This is a genomic window from Rhodococcus sp. P3_B8, assembly GCF_056402775.1.
On sequence record NZ_JBFUGT010000647.1, the window covers coordinates 1 to 1,126 of the forward strand.

At 72.7% G+C, this 1,126-nt stretch carries 1 protein-coding gene; it reads right to left on the reverse strand.

Going from position 1 to position 1,126, the window contains the following annotated elements; all coding sequences use genetic code 11:
* Window positions 1-1,079, reverse strand: a 1,079-nt coding sequence (locus AC1D1G_RS45455; protein ID WP_477956968.1) for an FAD-binding protein, incomplete at its 3' end; no start/stop codon positions are given.
* Window positions 1,080-1,126: the final 47 nt, after the last annotated feature.

Consider the following 1,126-nt stretch of genomic DNA (forward strand, 5'->3'; position numbering starts at 1 on the left):
CCGTTGTGGCTGCCGCCTCCGCTGCGACCACCGGTGATGAGCTCCCGGGTGGCCGCGTCGCCCGCCACGAACAGGCCGGGAACGTCGCTGGCGCAGTCGGTGCCGGCGACCCGGATGCCACCGGTTCCGCGCACCGTACCCTCCAATACGGCCCGCACGGGATACTTCTGCGTGAACGGGTCGATGCCTGCCTTGTCCAGCGGCAGAAAGTAATTCGGTTGCGACGTGCGCATGGCCGCGCGGATGTCGGGTCTGGCCCGGTCCAGTCGCGCGTACACGGGGCGGCCGGCGGCGAGGTGCGCCATCGCGGCGCCGCGTGCGGAGAAGCCGCCGTCGCCGAGAGCCCGACCGTCCGCGTCGTAGTAGGTGGCGAACTGCATCATCAAACCCTTGGTGTGGCCACTCCACGCCGGTGCCAGCGCGTAGGCCGTCGAGAATTCCATGCCCGAGAACGACGCCCCGACCTCCGCGGCCATCAGCAGTCCGTCGCCGGTGTCGACGTTCGTCCCGAAGCTGCCCGACAGGAAGGCGCAGCCGCCGGTCGCGACGACCACCGCCCCGGCGCGCACCGACCACGGCGCGTATCCGTTCTGCCGTTGCAGACCCGCGGCACCGGACACGACGCCGTCACCGGTGGTGAGCAGTTCCAGGGCGGGGCTGTGGTCGAGGATGGTGACCCCGGCGCGGTGCACGCGCCTGCGCATCCGGCGCATGTACTCCGGCCCCTGCAGGCTGGTGCGCACCTCCCGGCCGTCGTCGCCGGACGGAAACCGGTAGCCGGCGCCTGCCAGTTCGTCCACCCGGTGGTGGGTCTCCTCGAGCACCCGGTACATCCAGGCCGGCTCCGACAGCCTGCCGCCGTCCTCGAAGCGGGCCTGCACCGACCGTTCGCGTGCCGGCCCGGGCGGGACGTTCCACAGGTTGTTGCCGCCCGACGCGGTGGGGCCGCTGGTGCCGCAGTACCCCTTGTCGGCGAGGACGACCCGCGCGCCGTCCCGGGCCGCCGCCAGTGCCGCCCACGTTCCGGCGGGTCCGCCACCGAGGACGAGGACGTGCGCGTCGATCTCGAGCCGGCTCACGAAGCGAACAGCATCGCCGACGCGGCGACGGCCGCCCCGGTTCGTTC